This is a genomic window from Noviherbaspirillum sp. UKPF54, from assembly GCF_007874125.1.
Lineage (GTDB): Bacteria > Pseudomonadota > Gammaproteobacteria > Burkholderiales > Burkholderiaceae_D > Noviherbaspirillum.
The window spans coordinates 225,754-246,831 of record NZ_CP040128.1; the positions used below are offsets into that span (position 1 = coordinate 225,754).

Here is a 21,078-nt window from a genome sequence, read left to right on the forward strand (position 1 = left end):
GTCGTCGCAAAGCCTCGATTCACTCGGTAAAGGAGATCAACCATGGTAAAGACAGGCGCCTGGGTGGGAGCGGAGCGCTGGCCGAACCGGCATGCCCATCCCAATCAATGGTCCAAGCCGATTCGCGGCCAGATTCTTGATTTCTGCGATGTACGCGCCTGGGCCAATTCCATCTATTTCCCGGAAGACGTGCCGGATGTCGGCGACGTGATGGGAATGGCATTGAAGCTCAAGGCCGAAGGCAAGCTCGACGGCTTGACGCCGGTGTGCTGGGATTTCATTACGCACCGGCGGGTGCTGTGGGAAAAGACTGCTGCGCTTCGTCCGTACGAGGATGACGTGCTGCTGTGGAAAGCAGCACGTGCCATGCGGCTCGACCAGATCGAGCATCCCCGTCGCCGCAAGCCGCGCGACATCCGGGAATTCCTGCCCGAGCTGCAACGGCATCTGGTACTGGCTTGATTGAGTGTCGCAATCGGCGCTACGCGCAGGCGCGGCAGACGATGATTGCTGCCGCTTCAGGCGACGGCGACGCTTCTGCCTGCCAGCGCATGCGCCACGGCGTCCAGCGTTTCCTCGATCAGGGCGATGAAACTTGCCAGTTGCTCGTCGGTGGCTTCGTAGTGCACGAGCACGGCTTCAAGTTCGGTCGCGGCCGCGGATAACGCCGTTGCTCCGACATTGGAGGCCATGCCACGCACGCCGTGCGCAATCGACGCTGCCGCTGAACGGTCGCCCGCGGCGACTGCCGTCTTGAAACGGGCGAGCGCATCCTGCAGCGTGGGCGTGAGCATGTCCAGCACCTGGCAATACAGCGCCACGTCCCCGGCCAGGCGCTCGAGCGTATCGGCGGTGTCGAAGCCGGGTATCTCGATTGCCGGCATGTCCGGCAGCGGTCCTGCGAGGTGCACGGGCCCGGCGGCCGGCGTCGCGCCCCGCGGCAGCCAGCGCGCCAGCGTCTGGTAGAACAGCGCCGGATTGATCGGCTTGGTGATGTGGTCCTGCATACCGCTTCTGATGCAGGCCGCGCGCTCTTCCTCGGAAGCATGGGCGGTCATCGCAATGATCGGCAGCGATGCGAAGCGCGGGTCCGTGCGGATGCTGCGGGTGGCGTCATGTCCCCCCATTTCCGGCATCTGGATATCCATCAGCACCAGGTCGTACTCGCCCGGGCCGACGACCAGCAGGCGTTCCAGGGCGATGCGCCCGTTGGCTGCGAGGTCGACCTGCAGGCCGGCGGCGGCCAGCATTTCGAGCGCAACCTGCTGATTGACGTCGTTGTCTTCGACCAGCAGGACCTTGCGCCCATCGAAGCGCGGCACTCCCCGGCGCGGCGCGGCGGCACGTGCGCCGGCTTCGCATGCCAGCACGGTATTCAGCGTATCGTGCAGCATCGACTGGTCGATCGGTTTGAACAGCACGGCTGCCAGCGGGGCGCCTTCAGCATGCCGGATCACGTCCTCGCGGCCGAACGCGGTCACCAGGATCACCTTGGGCAGGTGCCGCAGGCCGGCGGCCTCGACCGCCTCAGCCAGTTCCAGTCCGTTCATGCCCGGCATGCCGAGATCGACCAGCACCAGGTCGTAGGGCGCACCGGCGTCGGCACGGCGGATCGCCGCCAGCGCTTCGGCGGCCCCGGATTCGGCATCGGCCTGCAGGTGCATGCCGGCGATCATCTGCATCAGGATTTCGCGTGCCGCCGGATTGTCGTCGACCACCAGCACGCGGCAGCCGAGCAGGCGTTCCGGGAGAGGCGGACGCTTGGCCGGCTGTGCGGAATTAAGGCCGGCGCGCAGGGTGAAGCTGAAGCTCGAGCCGGCGCCGACCTCGCTGTGCAGCGTCATCGTGCCGCCCATCATTTCGATCAGACGCTTGGAAATTGCCAGCCCCAGCCCGGTGCCGCCGTACTTGCGGGTGGTGGAATCGTCGGCCTGGGAGAAGGCCTGGAACAGCCGGCTCTGCTGTTCCGGCGTCATGCCGATGCCGGTATCGCGCACATCGAAGCGCAGCTCGACCTCCTTGAACGACATGCGCTCGACGCGGCAATGCAGCCTGACCTCGCCCTGCGGCGTGAACTTGATGGCGTTGCTCATCAGGTTGATCAGTACCTGGCCCAGCCGCAGCGGATCGCCCACCAGCTGCACCGGCACGTCGTCGGCCACGTCGAACAGGTAGTGCAGGCCCTTTTCATGCGCCTTCTGGCTGGTCACGGTGCTGACGTTGGCCAGCACTTCGTTGAGCGAGAAATCGGTCTGTTCGATGTCGAGCTTGCCGGCCTCGATCTTGGAAAAGTCGAGGATGTCGTTGATGATGCCCAGCAGGGAAATCGCGGCGCGGTGGATCTTTTCCACATAGTCGCGCTGCTTGCCGGTCAGCTCGGTGCGCAGCGCCAGGTACGCCATGCCGATCACCGCATTCATCGGCGTGCGGATTTCATGGCTCATGTTGGCCAGGAAGGCCGACTTCATGCGCGATGCTTCCTCCGCCACTTCCTTGGCCGCCTGCAGTGCCTGCTCATGCTCGCGCAGCTCGGCGTTGGTGCGCGACAGTTCCGCGGTGCGCTCCTCGACGCGCTGTTCCAGCATGCGCTCGGAACGTTTCAGGCTGTCCACCAGCTGCTGCTGCGCGCCTTCCTTTTCGGCCCGGATCTGGTTGAAGCGGTCTGCCAGCGCCAGCGAGAACAGCAGCATTTCCATCGCCGAGCCCAGCTGCATGCCGTTGGTGGTGAAAAAGTTGGTGGGAACCAGGCCGAAGCTGCGCAGCGCGGTCAGCAGCGACGTCAGCACCAGCACGCCGAACGCCAGCAGGAACACGCGCGCGCTGCGCTGGCCGCGCTGGAGGCTGGCGATCGCCACGACCGCGGACAACAGCATGTTGAGCGCATCGATGGCGATGCCGACCTGGACCATGGGGAAGAACGGCAGCCAGACGAAGCCGAGCATCTGCAGCACGTTGGCCGCCATGAACGCCTGCATGGCGCGGTCGAGCGCCGGCACGGTAGCTTGCGTGGCCATCAGGTGGCGCTGGAACAGCAGCAGCGCCAGCCCGTTGGCGGCGAAGCCGATCATGCTGGAGATGTTCGCCCAGTGCGGTGATTGCGGCCACAGGAACTGGAAGCCGATGCCGCTGTACGACAGGAGGCTGAGCGCGCTGGTCGCGGTAAACAGCACATAGTAGAAATACGTGCGGTCGCGCAGCGAGAGAAACAGCAGCAGGTTGTACAGGCCGAGCGCCAGCCACATGCCGAAATACAGCGCCTGGCCGATGTACTGGCGCAGGCTGTCGGCCTCGAACGACTGCGGCTCCCACAGCTTGGCCGGAATGTCGAGCGAGCTGTCGGACACCACGCGCAAGTAGGCCGTGGTATCGGAATGCGCCGCCAGCTGCAGCGGGAACACGAAATAGCGGTGCTCCAGAGGACGCTGCGCGAACGGAAAGGCGTCGCCCGCGCTCATCTTGCGATAGCCGCCGCCCTGCTGCGGCACGTACAGCTCGACGCTGTCGAGCTGCGGAAAGGCGATTTCGATGCGGCGCTCGATGTCGGCCGCGCTGCTGTTGCGCAAGGTGATACGCAGCCAGACGGCGGAAGTGCTCATGCCGAAATTAACAGAATCGGCATCCCTGTACCGCGGCTGCGCACCCAGCGCCACGAAGCGGGCGGCTGCGTGCGGCTGCACCACGTCCTCGATGGTCCAGTCGCGTGGCACCTGTTGCAACGCGTCCCAATGCGATGTCAGGTTGAGCGGCGCCGAACCGCTTGCTTCGACCACGCCGGCATGCGCGGCTGCATTAAGGAAAAACCATGCCAGTACCGGCAGGAAACAAAAGCGGAAGAAACGGAAAAACGCAGGCATCGTATCGAAACGGTCCGTCGGAAGTTTCAGGTATGAAACACATCGTAACCGATCGTAACAGATTCACTCTCCTTCGCGACCATTTCTGCTCGGAATCAGGCGCCCGGAAAATTCCCGTGCATTGATCAAAATCAAATATGATCTGCGCAATTTGTTGCCGTTAGTCAATAATAAGTCAGTACCACGAGTTCCGGCGGTACGCGTACCACCGGGTAGGGGAGGGGAAAATGGGTACCAGCCTGGAGTACGAGGCAGTCGTCATCGGCAGCGGCTTCGGCGGTGCGGTGATGTGCGCGCGCCTGTCGAAGAAATGGCCGGGCAGGGTGCTGCTGCTCGAACGCGGCAAGGCGTTCCCGCTGGGCGCTTATCCGCGCAGCCCGCACGACATGGCCGACAACGTCTGGTGCCCGCAAGGCGACCAGGCGCGGCGCCCGCGCGCCGTGCGCCGGCACAAGGAACGACGCGGCCACCTGGACGGCATGTTCGACATCCGCCATTTCGCCCGGATCGATACCGTCACCGCCGCCGTGCTGGGCGGCGGCTCGCAGATTTACGCCAATGTCTTCCTGCGCCCGCCGGCCGCCGTGTTCGAGCAAAACTGGCCGTGCAACGTCAGCCGTGACACGCTCGCGCCTTATTACGACGTGGCGCAGCAAGTGCTCGGCGCGCGTCCGGTGCCGCCGGCACAGGGCCCGCACGACCGGCGCCACATCCGGCGCACCGGGCATTTCCAGGCCTTTGCGCGCGCCGAACGGCTGCCGACGGCGCTGGCCGACATCTGCGTCTTCTTCGGCAACGGCTACGGCGACGGCAGCGGTCCGCCCACGCCGCTCGGCGTGCAGGAAACGAACCGCTACGGCGCGCTGCAGACTTCGTGCACCTATTGCGGCGAATGCGACATCGGCTGCAACGTGCAGGCGAAGAATTCGCTCGACCGCAATTACCTGCACGTGGCCCAGGCGCGCTACCGGCTCGCCGTGCGCACCCGGTCGGAAGCGGTGCGCATTACGCCGCTCGACGCGCAGGCGCAGGACGACCCGGACGGCGACGGCCGCCACGGTTACCGGGTGGTTTTTCGCGACGTGCGCAGCGGCGCAGAGCATCGCGTCACCACACGGCGCGTGGTGCTGGCGGCCGGCACCCTGGGCAGCACCGAGCTGCTGTTGCGCTGTCGCGACCTGCATGCCACGCTGCCGCGCGTTTCGTCCTGCCTGGGCCAGCGCTTTTCCGGCAACGGCGATTTCCTGGCCTTTGCGCTGGACGGCAAGCGCGAGATCGATTCCACCTACGGCCCGGTGATTACCCAGTACGCCGACCACAGGCTGTTCGACCGGCTCGACCGCAGCCAGGCCTTCCTGCTGCAGGATGCCAGCTATCCGACCCAGGCCGGCTGGGCGGCGGCGGCCCTGGGGCCGGTCATGCATCCGCTGGAAAAGCTGTGGCAGCTGATCCGGTATGCCTTCGACCGCGCTTATCCTGGGCGCACCAGCGGCAGCGCCGGCTACCTGATGCACAAGCTGTTTTCACACGACCTGTCGCAGTACAGCGCCGTGCTGTTGTGCATGGGACTCGACAAGGCCGACGGCGCGCTGCGCCTGAACCGGCACGGCCATCTCGACATCGACTGGCCGCAGCACGGCAACCGCCCGCTGTACGACGCCATCGTGCGCCTGGGCGAGCGCTTCACGCACTTCATCGGCGGCCGGCGCTACCTGCCGATGCCGACCTGGCTATGGCCGCTCAAGCGCAACGTCACGGTCCACCCGCTCGGCGGCTGCGCGCTGGCGGACTCGCCGCAAAGAGGCGTGGTGAGCGCGCACGATGGCAGCCGCGGCCAGGTGTTCGGCTACCAGGGGCTGTACGTGGCGGACGGCTCGCTGATGCCGACCGCGCTCGGCGCCAACCCGGCGGCGACCATCGCCGCGCTGGCGGAATGGATCGCGCATGAAATCACGGGAAACGCGCCGGATGCGGGGCTGTGAACCTCCAATCAACCTTCAAGCGAAGCCAGCACGATGTCAAATAACCTGCACGGCGTGAAAATCACGTTCTCCGAAGTCATGAAGGGCTATGTCAGCGCCGAAGCCACGACGTTCGCGCACGGCTACGCAGACGGCGAGGAGGCCGGCCACGGCTTGTCGCTGCACGTTACCGTCGGCATCGACGACCTCGCGTCGTTCCTTGCGCAGCCCGAGCATGCCGGCAGCCTGTCCGGCTACGTCGACTGCCCGCTGCTGGGCGGGCGCTGCCCGGTGCGGTCGGGCACGTTCCGCCTGCTGACGGACAGCGCCGACCTGAACCGCAAGGTGATGTATTACCAGGCATATTGCGAAACCCCGCAGGGAGAGCCATTCACCTTCGTCGGCGAAAAGCAGGTGCAGCACGACGCGCCGCTCGACCTGTGGCGCGACACCACCACCCTGTTCGTCAACGTGTTTCGCGGCCATGCCGATCCCGAGCGGCCGGCCCGGGCACAGCACTGGGCCTGCGGCATCCTCAGTCTCGGCCTGTCGGATTTCATGCGCGTGCTGCGCGGGCTGCACGCCACCGACGCCGGCGGCAGCGCCAGCCTGGAAGGGCTGGCCGCGTTCGGCGCCTTCTTTGCCGGAAAACTGTGGGAGGTGTACGGCCCCTCGCTGCCGCCGCCGGTCCATCAGCCGGTTCAGCATTTCGCGCGCTTTACCAGTGAAGGCGTCGGCGGCGCGGCCGTCACCGTGCATCCGTTTTCCACCGCCGACGGGCTGGGGCTGACGCTCACGCGCTACCGGCGCGCCGCCTGCGATGACGTGGTCCTCATCGTGCACGGGCTGACCACTTCGTCGGACATGTTCATCATGCCCGAGCACCGGAACCTGGTGCAGACCCTGCTCGACGAAGGTTTCGGCGACGTCTGGACGCTCGACCACCGCGGCAGCAACCGCTTTCCCTACAATCTGTCGCGCAGCCGCTACAACCTGGACGACCTCGCGCTCTTCGACCATCCGGCCGCCATCGCCGAGCTGCGCCGCCATATCGGCCCGAACCGCCGCATCCATGTGATCGCGCATTGCGTGGGCGCGCTGACGATGGCGATGAGCCTGTTCGGCAAGGCCGTGCAGGGCATCCGCAGCGTCATTCTCAACAGCGTGGCGCTTACTCCTCATGTGCCGGCATGGTCGAAGGTGAAGCTGGCGGTGGGGCCGTGGGCCTCCGATTACCTGCTCGGCATCGAATACTACAATCCGCGCTGGCGCCGCCAGCGCGGCTGGTCGGTCGGCAAGCTGCTGGCAACCGGCGCCGACCTGATGCACCGGGAATGCACGTCGCCCGAATGCCACATGCTCAGTTTCATGTGGGGCAGCGGCGATCCGGCGCTGTTCAACCACGAGAACATGGCGCAGCAAACCCACGACCGGCTGGGCGACCTGTTCGGCGGCATTTCGGTGCACTACTACCGGCATGTCAACAAGATGGTCAGGAGTGGCAACACCGCGGTGAAGTTCGAGCCGGGCAATCCGCGCTACGCGGCACTGCCGGACAACTATATGGACCATGTCGCCGACATCCATACGCCGCTGCTGCTGGTCCAGGGGCAGGACAACCGCGTGTTCGCCGATTCCATCATCCAGTGTTATGAGCGGCTGGAAAAGATCGTGCCTGGGCGGCACCAGCTGCATGTGTTTCCCGGTTATGGCCACCAGGATATCTTCATGGGCAAGGATGTCGCAGCCGATATCTTCCCGCGCCTGCTGGCGTTCCTGCGGCAGCATGCGCATGACTGACGCCGCGCCGGGCCTGGTGCTGTGGCCGGCCGGCAGCGCACGGCGCAACCGGCTGTGCGTGCTGATCTCCGACATCCATTGCACCGATTGCACGGTCGGCAATCAGACTGCGTCGGAGACAGACTGGCAGCTGTTTTTCGAGCAGATGTCGTTTGCCGTGTGCAACCCGGGCGACATGGCCGCCACGCCGGCGGCAGGGCAGGTCGAGGAGCTGATCCTCATCCTCAACGGCGACATCGTCGACCTGGTGCGCAGCAGCAAATGGGCGCAAGCCGGCGTCTATCCGTGGCAGCGCGACGATCCGCGCTTCGAGCAGGTACTGCTGGAAATCATGCGCGACATCGTCGCGATCCATGCGCGGGAAAGACCGAGCGACAGCGCGCAGCCGTATTCCGGATTTTTCTACTGGATGCGGAAAAGCGTAGCGCGCTTGCGCGATCTGGGCGTGGCAACCACGATCATTCCCATCGTCGGCAACCATGACAAGGAACTGCAGGTGTCCGCAGCCGCGCGCCAGGTGTTCTATGAAGAATGCCTTGGCCTCTGCGCGTTCGACATTTCCGATAGCTACCGCGCCTGGCTAGCCGCCCAGCTCGGCACGGTCCGCGACGACCCGTATCCCTGCCTGCCGTTCTACTTCGCCGACAGCGGCCTGCGGCTTTTGGCCACGCACGGGCAGTGGCGCGACAAGGATAATGCGCGCGCGACATCGCACTGGAACACGCGCTGTGGCTGGCTGCCGCAGCAGTGGCGCGCCGAGCGCTACCGGGCATTCAGCGAGCCGTGCTTCGGCGATACGGTGGCCGCCGGCATGCTGTCGCACTTCATCTGGAGCGCCAGAGCCAAGATCGACGTGACGATGCCGGGAGCCAAGCGTCTGTGCAACCTGCTCGACGAAATGGACCTGTACCGTCCGTCGGTGGCGGCCGTGGTGCGCCTGCTGCGCGAGTCGCGCCGCCTGGCGCGCCGGCTGCCCGAGGCGCGCGGCTTGCATGAAACGGTACTGCGCTGCTTTCGCGCCAGCCTGCGCGCCTGGCTGGCCCATGCCGCCACCTGGGACAGCGCCTGGGGCGGCACGAAAATCGGGCTGATCGGATTGAGCAGCCTGTCGCGCCTGCGCTGGTACTGGCTGGACATGCTGCTCATGCGCCTAATGGCATGGGCGCAGGAGCCGGAAGCGCGCATCGCCACCCGGACCCTGCTGGCGCTGCCGGCTTTCCAGCCCGCCTATCGCGCGCTCGGCTTGCGCCTGCATGTGGAGGGACATACTCATGTGGCGCTGCAAGCCGATGCGCAATTTTCTCAGCCGCGCCAAGGGCGCAACAACTACACCTACGTCAACCTGGGCGCTTGGCGCGATACGATCCTGCCCAAGCGCAATCGCGGCTACCGGCGCCGCGGTATCGGCCGTGCCTTGTTCATTGTCGACCTGGCGCGTCTGGCGCCGCACGGTCCGGACGATTCCTATCGCTTTTACGCGAGCGACATGACCAGTTGGGGCGATCGCTTGGACAGCTGGTGATCGCATCGCGGACCCGCAAATGCCATGAATATGGGATTGCTCACTAGAAAATTTTGCAACATAGTCGCATAGGCCGGCAATCTGTCATTTCCGCTTGCGCCACCAGCAGCATGGGCACTGCCGCCGCATCCGGCACCCTTGCTTGCGATGCCGGTCAGGATATCCCGGACCGGAAAACGACTCCCGTACCAACACGACTACGTATGAAGCCGCGCAGCACGCTATTTCGCAAGCATCTGATCAACTTTGTCGTCCTGGCCGGATTCCTGTTGCTGGCCAGCGGAACGATCAGTCTCTATTTTTCGTGGCAGGACAGCCGCGACGCCTTCCTTGAGTTGCAGCGCATGCGCGCAGAGGCGGCCGCGGACGGGATTGCACAACGGCTGTCCGGGATCGTGAGCCAGATCGGCGCCAGCGCGCCGTCGCCGGCGACGGCGAATGACGTCGCCTCTCGTACGCATGACATCGGCCTGTTGCGCCAGTTGCCGGCAATTTCCGACGTTCTGTTGCTCGACCGCGAAGGCCGCGAGCTGCTGCGCATGCCGCGCGCCGGCTCGGAGACGGCCGGCAGCAAGACCGATTATTCGCGCAGTGCCGCCTTTCAGCAGGCGCGCGTGGGCCAGCCGTACTTCAGCCCGGTTTATCTAGGCGCCGACAACGAGCCGCGCATCACGATCGCCATGGCTACCGCCCCTGAGGGCACGAGCATCATTGTGGCCGAAATCGATATCCGCTTCCTGCTGGACGGCCTTGGCCGGATTGCCTCCGATGGCCCGGTTTATGTGGCTGATGCGCATGGACAAGTCATTGCGCTGGCCGACCCCGAATTGAAGCTGCAGAAAACCGGCTTGGCGTTGCCGGCCATGGACGCCGATGCACAGGCGATGGTCGCGCCGCTGGGCTGGAAGGTGGCGATCGCGATTCCGTCCGGCGCCGCGCTGGTGCCATTGCCGGTGCTGGCTGCACGCAGCGCCGCGCTGATGCTGATCGGGCTGCTGGCGATGGCGGCGGCCGGAATCGCGATGATCCGTCGCGCGGCAAGGCAAGTTTCTGTCTTGCAGGAAGAGCAGGAGCAGGCGGTGCGCCGGGCGGCCACACACGCGCAAGCCGCGCAGGAGGAAAGGCAGACGGCGGAGCAGGCACACAAGCGCCTGCTGGACATGATCGACGCCCTGCCGCTGGCGGTGTACCAGTTCCGCGAGACGGCCGACGGCAGCTCCGGCTTCAGCTTCGTCGGCAAGAGCGCGCGCGAAGTGCTCGGCGTGGATGCGGCGGAAATTGTGGCGGACCAGCAGGCGCGCTGGCGTACCACGCTTCCCGAGGACCGGGCCGTGATCGAGCCGGTCTTGCAAAGCGCGCGGGCAGCGCGCCAGCCGGCCGAAGCGTATCAGCGCGTCCAGATCGGCGGCGCTACGCGCTGGATTCGCGCATGTGCGGCCGCGCCGCGCCTGGTCGACGGAGACTGGGTGTGGAACGGCTGCTGGCTGGACGAAACGTCGGCGCGCAGACGGGAAGAGGAAATGCAGAGGGGCAGGGACGACGCGGAAAATCTGGCACGCGCCAGATCTGCCTTCCTGTGCAACATCAGCCAGGAAATCCGTGCGCCGCTCGACGCCATCATCGGCCTGAGCCAGCGTGCTCTCAAGGATGATCTGGCCGCGCCGCAGGTCGACCGCATCAGCAACATCCATCAGGCCGCCACCGGCCTGGCCGGCGTCCTCTCCAACATCCTGGACTTCGCCAGGATCGATGCCGGCAAGCTCGTGCTCGCATTCGACCGGTTCCGGCTCGATCACGTCATCGACAAGGTCGCAGCCGCAACCGGCCCTGCGGCCGCCGGCAAGGGGCTGGCGCTGACGTTCAGCGTGCCGCAGAACATACCGCGCGCGCTGTGCGGCGATCCCCTGCGCCTGGAGCAGATCCTTGTCAACCTTGCCGACAATGCCGTCAGGTTCACTGAACGCGGCGAAGTGGCGGTGCGCGTCGAGCGCGTCTACAGCACCGACAACCATGTCACGCTGCGCTTCGTGGTGCGCGACACGGGTATCGGCATCCCGACCGGGCAGCGCGAGCGCCTGTTCGAGATTCCGCTGCGCGAGGGACATGGGCAGGCGCATGGCGGCATCGGGCTCGGGCTCATCATTTGCAAGCGCCTGGTCGACATGATGGGCGGGGCCATCGCGGTCGAAAGCAGGCTGGGCGTCGGCAGCACATTCTGTTTCACCGCCAGGTTCGGGCTCGATACGACAGGTGCTCAGCCGCCGGCGCTGCCGGCCTATGACGATGCGTCCGGCCGGCCGGGCGCAACGCAGGAGTTTGCGCACGCGGCCGTTTCATGCCTGGCGCCGGCGGACAGCCGCGCCGCAGGACGGATTTCGAAAGAAACCTTTCAGCAGCTGGTCGGCTATCTGTCGAGCGGCGACCGCTTTGCCCTGGACTGTTTTGCCGAGCACCGCGACGAGCTGGCATCGGCGCTCGGCCGCCGGGTGGAACATCTGGAGCAGGCCATCGGCCGGAGCGACTTTGAAACGGCGCTCGGCTTGCTGGACAAGGTGATGACGCGGCTCGATTTCGGGTTCGGACGATAAGCCGCCCGCACTTTCACGCGCCGCCGCCCCATCGCCCTGATCGTTAGTAATCGAACAATATTTGCAACCCTCAAGACTGCCGCCATTAATGCCGTAAACAAGGCGAAGGGAGTGGCGTGCGTACGTCGCGCCCACACCGCATGGGCACGCAGAGGAGGGCAGCATGAGCACCATCGTCACATTCAGCAGCGCACATGTGCTGAGCTCCGACTTCTTCATGGCGCGCAATCCCATCCTCGACCGCAGCAGGCACCTGGCCGCGCATGAGCTGCTCTTCTGCCCGGCTGGCGCGGGAGCGGACACGAGCGCCGTCATCGCCGACGTGATGCGGCACGGCGTGACGCGCATCCTGGGTGACATGCCCGCCTACCTGAAGGTGGATGCGGCCGTACTGGCGAGCGACCTGATGCAGGCCATCCCTCCGGAGCGCGTGGTGCTGGCATTGGCGGATTCGATGCGGGTCACGCCGCATCTGCTGTCCCGCATCGGGGAGCTGGCGCAGGCAGGCTTTGCGTTTGCGCTCGATGTCGCCGGCGATTCGGAGGCGGCACGCCAGTTGCTGCCGCTGGTCGCCACGGTCAGGATCGATATCGCGGCGGCCGCGCCCGAACAGCTGACGATCCTGTGCCGGGACTTCAGGTCGCACGGCAAGCGGCTGCTGGCGCAAGGCGTCGACACGCTTGCGCAGTTCGAGGCATGCCACGCGCTCGGCTTCGATTACTTCGCAGGCTATCACTTCATCGAGCGCCAGGACCAAAGCGGCCAGAAGCTCAATCCCGCGCAACAGGCGATTGCCGAACTGATCGCGATGATCGACGCCGATGCGCCCGACGCCGACATCGAACGCAGCATCAAGACCAACGTCGCGCTCGGGCTGAACTTGCTGCGGCTGGCCAACACGCCGGCCACCAGCTCGCACCGCATCGACTCGCTGCGCCAGGCGCTGGCGGTGGTCGGGCGCGACCAGCTGCGGCGCTGGCTGCAGATCATGCAGCATGAAGACTCCGGCATCGATGCACGACGCATGATGCCCCTGCTGATGCAGGCCACCACGCGTGGCCGCCTGCTGGAACTGCTGGCGCACAAGCTGGTGCCGGGAAACCGCGGCATCGGCGACACTGCTTTCATGGTCGGCATCATGTCGCTCATGGATACCGTGTTCGACCTGCCGATGCACGACATCCTGCAGCGCATCCCGGTGGTTGACGAGGTGCGCGAGGCGCTATTGTCGCGCCAGGGTTATTTCGGCATGCTGCTGACGCTGGCGGAACACACAGAGCGGATCGAGCGCGAGGGCGAACAGCTGCGCCAGCGGATGGCGGCCCTGCGGCTGTCGCATAACGACCTGTACCTGCTGCAGCTTGCGGCGTTCGAATGGAGCGACCAGGCGTCGCGCAACCTGGTTCATCACGCGCGCTAGCTATTTCCGGGAGATGAAGCGGTTGCCTGCGATATAAAAGCGCAGATTTTTCTCCGCCCATTCCCGCGCGTAGGCCACGCCGATGCGCGGGCGTTCGACGATGGACAGGGGTTCTCCCGGCCCCGGGTCCTCGATATAAAAATCCTCGCTGGTCAAATCGTGGCCGTTCAGGCGGCGGTCGATGTCCATCGCGCCGCACAGCAGGCCCGGTCCCTTGGTATTGCCTTCGAGGTGGGCAAGCGGTTCCAGTGCGCGCAGCAGGACTGCGGCGCCGTGGCCTTGCGGCTCGGTTACCACGTTCATGCAATGGTAGATGCCGTAAATCAGGTAGACATAGGCACGGCCGGGCGGACCGTACATCACGCTGGTGCGCGGCGTGATTCCCCTGGACGAATGTGACGCCAGGTCGTGCGCCCCGACGTAGGCCTCCACTTCGACGATTCTTCCGATGCGCGCTACGCCGTCGCATACATGCACCAGGTGCTTGCCCAGCAGTTCGCGCGCGACCTCGACGGTATCGCGTTCGTAAAACGAGGAGGGCAGCTTCGTGCTTTTCTTCATGCTCCTTTATGTTACAGGTTCCGCAAAGATCTTGTCGCTCGCCAGGAACGCGCGCAAGGTTTCGGCCGACACCGCCGAGCTGTAGTAGTAGCCCTGCACTTCATGGCAGCCGAATTCGCGCAGGCGCTCCAGCTGTTCGCGCGATTCGACGCCTTCCGCGATGACGCCCAGTTTCAGGCTGCGCGCCAGGCTGATGATGGCGCAGGTGATGGCTTCGTCGTCCGGGTTGTCCAGCATGTGCGTGATGAAGGAACGGTCGATCTTGATCTTGTCGATCGGTATCTGCTTCAAATAGCTCAGGCTGGAATAACCGGTGCCGAAATCGTCGATATTGATTTTCACGCCCGCACTGCGCAGGTTCCTGGCCAGTTCCGCCACCTGCGGGGCACGGCGCATGATCGCGGTCTCGGTGATTTCCAGCTCCAGGCAGGTGGGATCGATGCGGGTTTCCTCCAGCAGACGGGTGATGAAAGCGGCAAAGCCCTTTTGCTGGAATTGCAGCGGCGATACGTTGACCGACAGCGGCAGCGGGCGCAGGCCATCCTGCTGCCAGCGGCGGCTTTGCAGGCAGGCTTCGCGCAGCGCCCATTCCCCGATGATGCCGATCAGGGCGCGCTCCTCCGCCACCGGGATGAATTCCGCCGGCGACATGACATCCCTGTCCTGATGGCGCCAGCGCAGCAACGCCTCCGCACCGATCACCTTGCCGGACCTGCTGTCGACCTGCGGCTGATACAGCAGCTGCAGGTCGCCGGCGTCGATCGCATGCCGCAGCTGGCGTTCCACGCGGACGCTGCGGATGATCTGGCGGTTCAGCTCCTGCGTGAAAAACTGGCAGTTGTTGCGGCCCTCGCTCTTGGCCTGGTACAGCGCTGCGTCGGCATGCTTGAGCAGCTCGGACGGATCGCGGCTATCGTCGGGAAACACGCTGATACCGATGCTGATGGTGGCATGGACCTGCTGCCCCTGCAGCATGAATGGCTGGGCCATGATGTGCAGGATTTTGTCCGCCACTGCCGCTGCCTGCTCGCCGCGGTCGATATCGGGCAGCACCACCACGAATTCGTCACCACCCAGGCGCGCCACCGTGTCTTCTCCGCGTACGCATTGCAGCAGGCGTGCGCCGATGGCGCGCAGCAGCTGGTCGCCGGCCTGGTGGCCGAGCGAGTCATTGACATGCTTGAAGTTGTCGAGGTCCATGAACAGCACCGCAACCTTCTTGCTGCTGCGCAGTGCCATGTGCGTGGCTTGCGCCAGGCGGTCGCCAAACAGCGTACGGTTGGGCAGGGAGGTGACGTTATCGTAGTATGCGAGCGCCTGCACCTGCTGCTCGGCGCTCTTGCGCTGCGTGATGTCGGTGCACACGCCGTCGAGGCGCAGCGGCTGCCCCGCCGCGTCGCAGACCAGCCTGCTGCGGCAATGCACCCAGCGCAACGCACCATCGCGCCGGGCAATGCGGAACTCCATGTCCCAGGAAGGATGCGCACGATCCAGGCCCCGCAACGCTTCATCGATGCGCGGGCGGTCTTGCGGATGGATCACTTCGAGCCACAGGCGCGGATCGCGCTCGAAGTCCGATGGCGCATAGCCGTAGATGTTTTCGGCCGAATGGTTCATGTAGTTCAGCCGTTCCATGCCGGGCGAAAATGACCAGACTACGTCCTGGATCGAGGCCAGGATGCCGTTCAACTGGTCGCGGCTTTCCTGCAGCGCTGCCCGCGCCTGCTTGCGTTCGCTGATGTCGCGCGAAATCATCTGGATCAGCGTTTGTCCCGACAGGGCAAGCGCGCGCGCGCTCACTTCGACCGGCAGGGCGCTGCCATCGGCGCGCTGCTGCTGCAGTTCGAACACCGCCGTGCCCTCGTCGCGCAGTTTGCCGAGGGTGGCGCGCAACATCGCGCGGCAGGATGGCGGGAATAAGTCCTCGATGCGCAGGCGCAGCAAGGCATCGCGCTCGATACCGAGCAGCTGCGAGGTCTTGTCGTTGGCTTCCAGGATATGGCCGTCGGCATCGGTCAGCATGATCATGTCGTTGGCATACCTGGACAGGTAGTCGTACTGCCGCTGCAGGCGCTGCCTTTCGGTAGCCGCCTGCAGTGCGTCCAGGCGCATGTCGCTCTGCTTTTTCCGCAGCCACGACAGGCCGGCCAGGCCCAGGAGGACGGCGAATGCCGCGGCAATGCCGCCGACGCTCCAGGCCAGGATGCGCAGGTTCGTGCTGATTTCGTCATGGTCCAGCGCGGCGATCAGAAACCACGGCGTGCCATGGATTTTGCGGGCGGCCGATACCCAGACGTCTCCCTGGTTTCCATGCATCAGGAAATGCGTGGCCGGCGCGCGCGCCGAGGCTTCCAGCTGTTGCGCCGTGATCGGCAACGGATTTTCGAAGCGTAATGGTCCGTGCTCGCTGTTGCTGGAGGCGATGACGGCGCGCGAGTCCCGTATTTCAACCAGGAATATCTCGGCAGAGGTGTTAAGGAGCGGCATCGGATGCACGAAGGGGTCGAGCGGCAGGTCGGCGTTGGCTCGCAGGAAGAGAACCGAGGATATCGCCTCGCCATTGTTACGTGCCGGGAGTATCGGGCTGAAAATATCGACCACCCGACCGGCATCCGGGGCGGAGGGCGGCGTGTGGATCGAGGAAATTTCAGTATGCATGCTGGCAAGAGCGCGCGTCATCGCCTGCTGCGCAGTCGCATCGAGCGGCGTGGGGCCGTCTTCGGTCGACACCAGCATGCCGCCGTCCCTGTCGAGTATCGATGCTTCGGTGTAGCCATAGGTGATCTTGATAGCGTCGAGCTGCTCGCGCAATTGGCGCTTGAACGCATCGTCCGGCGCGCCATGCGCGCGCCAGTTGCTGAGGGCCGCGCCCAGGAAACGGCCGCCGGCGAACACCATGGTATCGCCCAGTCTTTCCTGCACCCAGGCGGACACGGCGGCGGTGCGGATATCGGCAGTGTTGTCCAGAGTGGCTTCGAATTGCCTTTCCTCGTTTCGCACCAGGTGACGATAGACCAGGTAACTGACGGCTATGGAAAGAAGAACCAGCAGCGTGAGGAAAAGTGTTGCCAGCCAAGCATGCCGCGCGGTCGTGCCACCGTTTTTGGGAAATGAGGTAAACATGTGCGAACAAGGTGCACTACACTTGGCGCGATGCAGTGCAGGCGCCGCCCAATGTATGACTGCCGGGTGGCGCATCCGTTCTGCGGAGATGCCGGTGTGACATGATTTATTGCGCCACCTCATGCATTGCGACACCTCATATGCTTCCCGTGCGCGGCGGCGTCACCGCGGAACTTACCAGGTATCGATGAACGGTCTCTTCTTGCCGGAACGCGGCGCCGCTGGCGGCGCCGAGCGCAAGCCGCGCAACACCCAGCGGCGCGTGTCGAGCGGATCGATCACGTCGTCGATTTCCAGGAACGACGCCATGTTGATCGCCTTGCCTTGCTCGTAGGATGCGGCAACCATCTTTTCGAAGGTCGCCCGGCGCTCGTCGGGGTCGGCGATCGCTTCCAGTTCCTTGCGATAGCCGAGCCGTACCGCGCCTTCCAGTCCCATGGCGCCGAATTCGCCGCTCGGCCACGCGACGGTGAAGAAAGGCGCATGGAAGCTGCCGCCAGCCATCGCCTGCGCACCCAGGCCGTAACCCTTGCGTAGCACGACTGTGAAGAACGGTACGCTGATGCTGCCTGCGGTGACGAACATGCGCGAGACATGGCGCACCATGGCCGTCCTTTCCGCGTCCGGCCCCACCATGAAGCCGGGCGTGTCGCACAGCGACAGGATCGGCAGGTCGAAGGCGTCGCACAGCTGCATAAAGCGCGCCGCCTTGTCGGCCGCGTCGGCGTCGATTGCACCGCCCAGGTGCATCGGATTGTTGGCGATCAGGCCGAACGGGCGGCCCTCGATGCGGACCAGGGCGGTGACGATGCCGGCGCCGAAGCTGCGGCGCAATTCCAGCACCGAATCCCTGTCCGCCAGCGCGTCGATCACGCGCCGGATGTCGTAGGAGCGCAGCCGGTTTTCCGGGACCAGGTGGCGCAGCTCGCGCTGGTCGGCGCATTCCCACGTCGTGACGGTGCCCTGGAAATACGACAGGTATTGCTGCGCCGCGCGCACCGCTTCCTCTTCGTCGCGCACCACCACGTCGATGACGCCGTTGGGCGCCTGCATCGATACCGGGCCGACTTGTTCCGGCTCGAACACGCCCAGGCCCCCACCTTCGATCATGGCCGGCCCGCCCATGCCGATGGTGGCGTTCTCGGTCGCGATGATGACATCGCAGCAGCCGAGAAAGGCCGCGTTGCCGGCGAAGCAGCGGCCGGACACGATGCCCACGCGCGGTACCAGGGCGCTGAGCTTGGCGAAGTTAATGAAGGACATCACGTCCAGCCCGGCCACCAGCAGCGCGTCGGTGTCGCCGGGCCGGCCGCCGCCGCCTTCGGCGAAGATCACCACCGGCAGTCGCCATTGCTCGGCCAGCTGGAATATGCGGTCGGTCTTCTTGTGGTTCATCATGCCCTGGGTGCCGGCGAAGACTGTGTAGTCGTAGGACAGCACCATGCAACGCGCGCGCTCGTCGTCGAACAATTCGCCATTGACGCTGCCCACGCCGGCCACCAGCCCGTCGGCGGGGCTGATTTTGATCAGCTCGTCGAGCGGGCGGCGGCGGCGCTGCGCGGCAACCGCCAGCGCGCCGTATTCGATGAAGCTGCCGGCGTCGCACAAGTCGTCGATGTTTTCGCGCGCGGTGCGCTGGCCGGTCTTGCGCCGGCGCGCCACCGCGTCCGGGCGCGCCGCATCCAGGCCGATCTCGTGCCGCGCGCGTACCTCGGCCAGGTCGGCGCGGATGCGGTCGATGTCGATGGCCTCTGTATCCAGCGCCTGCGCCTGGTCGACGTCGGCCGGTTCGATGAACAGCAGTGCGTCGCCGTGCGCCAGCACATCGCCCTGTTTCGCGGCGATCAGACGCACGTAGCCGGCGGCTTCCGCCTTCACCACGTGCTCCATCTTCATCGCCTCGATCACAGCCACCTGCTGTCCGGCGTGCACCGCGTCGCCTTCCCGCACGTCGAGCGACACCACCGAACCCTGCATCGGCACGCCGACGGCAACCGTTCCGGCGGGCGCCTGCGCCATGCGCCGGGGCGGCGTCGCAAGGTCAGCCTCATCGCCGGCTTGCTCGAAGTACAGCTTGCGGTGCTCGCCGCCTTCCGCCTCCAGCAGCGCGTCGATATGTTGCTCCACGAAGCGGGTATGCACGCGGTTGGCGACCACGTTCGGCTGCCGGATCAGGTTCTGCAGGAAGCCGACATTGGTGGCGACGCCCTCGATGCGGAATTCGCACAGCGCCCGGTAGGCGCGCGTGAGCACATCGGGATAATGCGGGGACGGGCTGAACGCGATCACCTTGGCCAGCAGCGAATCGAAGTTCGGATTGGTGGTGTAGCCGGCGTAACCGTAGCTGTCGACGCGGATGCCGGGGCCGGAGGGAGGCTCGAACGCGGCGAGCGTGCCGCCGGCCGGCAGCGCATTGCCGCTGTTGTCCATGGTTTCCATGTTGACGCGCAATTGCACCGCGAAGCCGCGCGGCGCCGGGATCTCGTGCTGCATCAGGCCGAGCTGCGCCAGTGTGCCGCCGCCGGCGGCCTGCAGCTGCGCCTTGACCAGGTCGATGCCGGTTACTTCCTCGGTCACCGTGTGCTCCACCTGCAGGCGCGGGTTGGCTTCGATGAACATGAAGGGCGCGTCGTCGCCGTGGGCGTCGGCGTCCACCAGGAATTCGAAGGTGCCGAGCCCGCGGTAATGCACCGCCTGCGCCAGCTGCACCGCGGCGGCGACGATGCGCTCGCGCAGCCCGTGCGGCAGCGTGGGGCTGGGCGCGATCTCGACCAGCTTCTGGTTGCGCCGCTGCAGCGTGCATTCGCGCTCGCCCAGGTGCGTGACCTGTCCGGTGCCGTCGCCCAGCACCTGCACCTCGATATGGCGCGCGCGGCGCACCAGCTGTTCGACGTAGACGGCGTCGCTGCCGAAGGCCGCCAGCGCTTCCGACTGGCAGCGCGCGTACGCGGCATCGACCTCGTCCATGCGAGCGACGGCGCGCATGCCGCGTCCGCCGCCGCCGGCCAGCGCCTTGATCATCATCGCGCCGCCTTCTCCCTGCGACGCGAGGAAGGCGCGCGCCTGCTCCAGCGAGGTCGGCCCCTGGGTTCCCGGCACGACCGGCACCTGGTGCCGCTGCGCCAGTTCGCGCGCCGCCGTCTTGTCGCCGAACAGGGCCAGCACTTCCGGCTGCGGGCCGACGAACAGGATGCCTTCCTCCGCGCAGCGCCGCGCGAAATGTGCGTTTTCGCTCAGGAAGCCGTAGCCGGGGTGAATCGCGTCGCATTCCGCGCGGAGCGCGGCCGCCACGATCTGCTCGATGTCGAGATAGGCGGCCGCGCCCTTGCCGGCGAGCGCGAGCGCTTCATCGGCCTTGCGCAGGTGCAGGGAGGCGGCGTCGTCTTCCGAGTACACGGCGATCGTGGCGATGCCCAGTTCGGCGGCAGCGCGCGCGATGCGAATGGCGATTTCACCGCGATTGGCGATCAGCAGTCTGGCGATGTTCATGGTTGCGCTTTCTTCGAAGTTGTGGCCTTGCGCTTCTGTCCGGTCTTGGCGGGGGCAGGCTGCGCGCCGGCGATCTTGAGCATGATCCGGGTCAGCTGATCGACCATGTCCCCGGGCGCGATCGAACCGTCCGGCTTGTACCAGGTGTACAGGGAGGTGGCGACGCCGCCGATCGCCAGGGCGGTCAGCTTGGCATTGTCGAAATCGCAGTCGCCGCTTTTCCGGGCTTGTTCGAGCAGGGCGCCCAGCTCGCGGTAAAAGCGGCGCGCCATGGCGCGCAGCGATTTCATCAATGCCGGGTCGAGCGCCGCACCTTCCCGGTAGGCGAAGGTGCCGGCCTTGAAGTAGGCGATGTTGGCGGCGGCGAAACGGTGCAGGCCGTCGCGCAGTTTTTCCACGGCCGGCCGCGCGTCGTCCGCGCCGAAACGCATCGAGGTCAGGCAGGCGACCGAGGAACGCCAGCACAGCGTCTCGAAGATTTCGTTCTTGTTGTTGAAGTAGTAGTAGAGATAGGGCTTGGTCACGCCCAGCTCGTCGACGATGTCGGCGATGGTGGTGCCGGCGTAGCCATGCCTGAAAAACAGGTCTTCGGCGGCTTCGAGTATGCGTTCCCGTTTCTGGTCGCGCACATCGTCGGCGATTTCCTGGCGGTGCTGGGCGTGCCGGGCGGCGGCTTTTTTCATGGAAGTGTCCGGAACTGTGGAAGGCAGCGTTCCGGAACAATATACCAGATAGTATGAAAATGCTACCGGTCGGTATA

Annotated in this window: 11 protein-coding genes; 6 read left to right on the forward strand and 5 right to left on the reverse strand. The window is 65.6% G+C overall.

What is annotated here, in order from left to right; translation table 11 throughout:
* Nucleotides 1–42 precede the first annotated feature (42 nt).
* On the forward strand, nt 43–462 hold the full coding sequence (locus FAY22_RS01040) for a hypothetical protein (protein ID WP_146328513.1): 420 nt from the start codon (nt 43–45) through the stop codon (nt 460–462).
* A gap of 56 nt (nt 463–518) precedes the next feature.
* Here the strand turns inward: FAY22_RS01040 and FAY22_RS01045 are convergent, their stop codons facing one another.
* Nucleotides 519–3,854: a 7TM diverse intracellular signaling domain-containing protein gene (locus FAY22_RS01045; protein ID WP_146328514.1), complete on the reverse strand. Its 3,336-nt coding sequence runs from the start codon at nt 3,852–3,854 to the stop codon at nt 519–521.
* Between the two features lie 227 nt (nt 3,855–4,081).
* On the opposite strand from FAY22_RS01045, the gene FAY22_RS01050 reads away from it, so the two are divergent.
* From FAY22_RS01050 to FAY22_RS01070, 5 genes are all read left to right on the forward strand, one after another.
* Entirely contained in the window at nt 4,082–5,836 is a 1,755-nt protein-coding gene (locus FAY22_RS01050) for a GMC oxidoreductase (RefSeq protein WP_146328515.1), read from the forward strand.
* A gap of 33 nt (nt 5,837–5,869) precedes the next feature.
* Nucleotides 5,870–7,615, forward strand: coding sequence for an alpha/beta fold hydrolase (locus tag FAY22_RS01055; RefSeq protein WP_146328516.1), 1,746 nt, complete (start codon nt 5,870–5,872; stop codon nt 7,613–7,615).
* Nucleotides 7,608–9,137 (forward strand): hypothetical protein, encoded by a 1,530-nt coding sequence (locus tag FAY22_RS01060; protein ID WP_146328517.1) that lies wholly within the window; start codon nt 7,608–7,610, stop codon nt 9,135–9,137. The genes FAY22_RS01055 and FAY22_RS01060 overlap by 8 nt, the downstream gene beginning before the upstream one ends.
* Before the next feature lie 203 nt (nt 9,138–9,340).
* Nucleotides 9,341–11,725, forward strand: a complete 2,385-nt coding sequence (locus tag FAY22_RS01065; RefSeq protein WP_168204724.1) for a cache domain-containing protein — start codon at nt 9,341–9,343, stop codon at nt 11,723–11,725.
* Nucleotides 11,726–11,888: 163 nt separating this feature from the next.
* Entirely contained in the window at nt 11,889–13,145 is a 1,257-nt protein-coding gene (locus tag FAY22_RS01070) for an EAL and HDOD domain-containing protein (RefSeq protein ID WP_146328519.1), read from the forward strand.
* Here the strand turns inward: FAY22_RS01070 and FAY22_RS01075 are convergent, their stop codons facing one another.
* The 4 genes from FAY22_RS01075 to FAY22_RS01090 form a co-directional block, all read right to left on the reverse strand.
* The gene (locus tag FAY22_RS01075; RefSeq protein ID WP_146328520.1) at nt 13,146–13,706 is read right to left on the reverse strand and encodes a DNA-3-methyladenine glycosylase; all 561 of its coding nucleotides are present in this window, start codon (nt 13,704–13,706) and stop codon (nt 13,146–13,148) included.
* Nucleotides 13,707–13,712: 6 nt separating this feature from the next.
* A complete protein-coding gene (locus tag FAY22_RS01080) occupies nt 13,713–16,829 on the reverse strand; it encodes an EAL domain-containing protein (protein WP_168204725.1) in 3,117 nt (1,038 codons plus the stop codon).
* 174 nt (nt 16,830–17,003) lie between these two features.
* Nucleotides 17,004–20,318: a carboxyl transferase domain-containing protein gene (locus tag FAY22_RS01085; RefSeq protein ID WP_146328522.1), complete on the reverse strand. Its 3,315-nt coding sequence runs from the start codon at nt 20,316–20,318 to the stop codon at nt 17,004–17,006.
* Nucleotides 20,315–21,001, reverse strand: coding sequence for a TetR/AcrR family transcriptional regulator (locus FAY22_RS01090; protein WP_146328523.1), 687 nt, complete (start codon nt 20,999–21,001; stop codon nt 20,315–20,317). The genes FAY22_RS01085 and FAY22_RS01090 overlap by 4 nt, the downstream gene beginning before the upstream one ends.
* Nucleotides 21,002–21,078 lie beyond the last annotated feature (77 nt).